Genomic DNA, 3,737 nt, shown 5'->3' with positions numbered 1-3,737 from the left:
CAACTCCACGAACGTCCCCGGCGACGACATCACCGTGACCCCACCCGCCAGCGCCATCGAACACTCCCCCGCCCGAAGCGCCTGAGCCGCCAGATGCAACGCCACCAACGACGACGAACACGCCGTGTCCACCGTCATAGCAGGACCCGTCAACCCCAGCGTGTACGCCACCCGCCCCGCTATGACGCTCGCGGTGTTGCCGGTCAGCAGGATGCCCTCGAGATCCGCAGGCATGTCACCTACCGGTGGCGCGTAGTCGTGGTACATCATCCCGGCAAAGACGCCGGTGTCGCTGCCGCGCACCGTCAACGGGTTGATCTCCGCGCGTTCGAACGTCTCCCACGCGACCTCCAGCAGCAGCCGCTGCTGCGGGTCCATCGCGAGCGCCTCGCGTGGCGAGATGCCGAAGAAGGCGGCGTCGAACTCGGCGGCGTCGTACAGGAAGCCGCCCTCGCGGGCGTACGTCCGGCCGGGAGCGTCAGGCTCCGGGTCGTAAAGGTCGTCCCAGTTGCGGTCCGTCGGAAAACCTGAGATGGCGTCGCGGCCCTCGGACACGAGCCGCCACAGGTCCTCCGGCGACCCGACCCCGCCCGGATAGCGACACGCCATCCCCACGATGGCGATCGGCTCGAGCGGGTCGCCGCCGGCCGACGTCCGCGCCGCGGAGCGCCGTGGGGACGGCCCCCCGTCCCCGCCGACCAGCGCGTCCTCGCCGAACATCTCCTCGAGGAGACGGCCGGCCAGCGCGTCGACCGACGGGTAGTCGAACACCACCGTCGGCGACGGACGCAGACCCGTCGCGCGGACGAGCTGGTTCCGCAGCTCCACGGCGGTCAACGAGTCGAACCCGATGTCCTTGAACGCGCGATCGCCCGCGATCGCCTCGGGGCGGGCGTGGCCGAGCACCGCCGCGACCTGGCGCCGCACGAGGTCGACCATGGCGGCGGCCCGGTCGGCGGCCGATAGTCCGCGCAGCTCCTCGGCGAGCGGGGACACGCCACGGTCGGCCCGCGGGCCGCTGTGCGCGACGCGACCAGCCGCATCCGACCCGGTGGTCTGGACGGTGGCGCTCCCGGGCCGGTCCGCCGCGGCGGACCGACGCCGACCCTCGCGCAGGAGGCACGTGAGCGCGCCCGCGGGGGAATTGTCGTCGGGCTCCGCGTACACGGCGGCGGCCTGGTATCGCATCGGGACGATCAGGGCCGCCCCGACGTCGGTTCCGGCCGTAGCCTCACCAGGCTCGCCGGCCTCGACGGTTTCGCTCGCTTCCTCGACGGAACGATTGGAGATCGCGACGGCGGTATCGAACAGAGCAAGGCCGAGCTCGCGGTCGAGCGGCACCACCCCAACCCGCGCCATGCGGTCCAGGTCCGTCCGGGACAACGTCGAACCCATCCCGCCGCTCGGTGACCACAGACCCCACGCGAGAGACAGGGCCGGCAGGCCGCGCGCTCGCCGGTACGCGGCGAGCGCGTCCAGACTGGTGTTGGCCGCCGCGTAGTTCGCCTGCCCAGCCGCCCCGATCAGGCCGGCGATCGACGAGAAGAGCACGAAGGCGTGCAGATCGAGATCCGCCGTCAACTCGTGGAGGTTCCACGCCGCGTCGGTCTTCGGACGCATGACGGTGTCGACGCGGTCCGGCGTCAACGACGTCGTGACGCCGTCGTCGAGAACGCCGGCGGCGTGCACGACCGCCATCAGCGGGTGCGCGAGTGGCACCGTCGCGAGTGCGGCGGACAGCTCGTCCCGGTCCGCCGCGTCGCACCCCACTGTGGTCACCGTCGCGCCGAGCGCGCGAAGATCCTCGGCGAGTTCGGCCGCTCCCGGGGCGTTCAGGCCGCGGCGGCTGAGCAGCAGGAGGCTGCGCACGTGGTGCTCGGTCACCATGTGGCGCGCGAACAGGCCGCCGAGCGCGCCGCTCGCGCCGGTGATCAGCACGGTTCCGTCCCCGCCGAACGGCGCGGGTTCCGTTGTGGCGCCGGCGGCCATGGTGCCAGTCCTCGACCCCGCCGTGGGACTCGTCGTCAACGTCGGGCAAGTGTCACGGGGGCGGCGGACGAGGCGAGGCGCAACGATCTGTCCGTCCCGCACGGCCACACGCGGCTCGCCCGTAGCGATCGCCGCCGGAATCGCGGCCCACAAGCGGTCGTCGAGGGCCATCTCGACGACGACAAGCCGGCCGGGATTCTCCGTCTGAGCCGAGCGGAGCAGGCCCCGGGCGCCAGAGGTTACGAGGTCGTCGTCCTGACCTGTGATGACCACGAGCAGGGACGACGCGAACCGCTCGTCGGCCAGCCACTGCTGCAGCGCCTCGAGCGCGAGCCCGGTCAACGCCCGGACCGACTCCGCCGACGGCATCTGGGAACGGTCCGCGTGGTCGTCGGCCGGGCGCAGGTCCAGGACGACCGTGGACGGCGCCTGGCCTCCGACATGGCGGGCGTCCCAGGGCGTCAGATACTCAGGACGGGCGGAGTCGGCGTACGGCGCCACCGCCAGCTCGGTCGTCTCCGGTGCGGCCGGCTCGGTCTCGACGGGCAGCCAGGTCAGTGCGAACAGGGATCTGTCGACCGCCGCGTCGCCGACGGCGGACGCGACGGCGGAGAGCGGCCGCCACGTCAGCGACTCGACCACGGCGACGGGCACTCCGGCGGAGGTCGCGAGCTCGACACGGGTCCTGTCCCCGTCGATCCACCGGCAGTGGACCCGCAGAGTCGGCGTCGCCGCCGGAGCCGACAGGGGTATGGTCCGAAGTCCCTCCGGCGCGGCGACCGAGACACCTGACCAGTGGAACGGCACGGACATCTGGCGCGCGCCACCTGCCGCCAACAACGGATGCAGCGCGGCGTCGAACAACGCCGGGTGAATCACGTAGCCCCACGAATCGACATGACCGCGCGCACCCGCGGCTTCGGCGCCCGTCGTGGTGGCTTCAGGTGCCGCCACGCCGTCGGCGGCGGTGCCAACGGAAACCTCGGCGTAGACACTTCCGTCGCCGTGACGCCACATGCGTCGCAGTCCCTGGAACGCCGGCCCATACCGGTAACCGCTGTCGGCGAGCTCGTCGTACACGGCGGCGACGTCGACTTCGGCGACGTCGGCCGGCGGCCACACGTCAAGACCGGTCGAGATCTCCGGGGCGGTCTGGCCGGACGTGGTCAGCAGGCCGGTCGCGTGCCGGGTCCACCCACTGTCGTCCGGGCCGTCCACCCCACCACGCCCGCCCACGAGGTCGACGCCGGCATGGGATTCGCCGGCGCCACCGCGCGGCGCGTCCGCGGGGCGGGAGTAGATCGTGACCTCCCGGCCGCCACGCTCGTCCGGCCCCGACACCACGACCTGCACGACCTGCACGACCACGCCACCGCTGTCGGCGGCAAGCACCAGCGGAACGGCCAACGCCAGCTCCTCCAGCCGGCCACACCCCACCTCGGCACCGGCACGCAGGGCGAACTCGACGAACACCGTCCCCGGCAACAGGGTCACACCCGCAACCACATGATCAGCCAGCCACGGCTGCGCGCGCGTCGACAGCCGCCCCGACATGATCAGCCCACCGTCATCCGCCCGCTCCAGTGCGGCCCCCAGCAACGGATGCTCCGCCGGTCGCAGACCCACCCCCGACACGTCCGCCGCCCGTCGGCCGGCGTCGAGCCAGTGCCGCTCCCGTTGGAAGGGATAGGTGGGCAGATCGACACGTCGGGCACCGGTGCCGGCATAGTACGCCGCCCAATCCACCT

General features: G+C 72.5%; 1 protein-coding gene. It reads right to left on the bottom strand.

The genetic code is table 11. From position 1 onward, the window contains the following. A partial coding sequence (locus U9983_RS27100) for a type I polyketide synthase (protein ID WP_322756732.1) occupies positions 1-3,737 on the bottom strand: 3,737 nt, incomplete at both ends.

It is taken from the genome of Protofrankia sp. Cas3, from assembly GCF_963555955.1.
In the GTDB taxonomy this organism is placed as follows: Bacteria; Actinomycetota; Actinomycetes; order Frankiales; family Frankiaceae; genus Protofrankia.
This window is presented reverse-complemented; position numbering and strand designations above follow the sequence as displayed.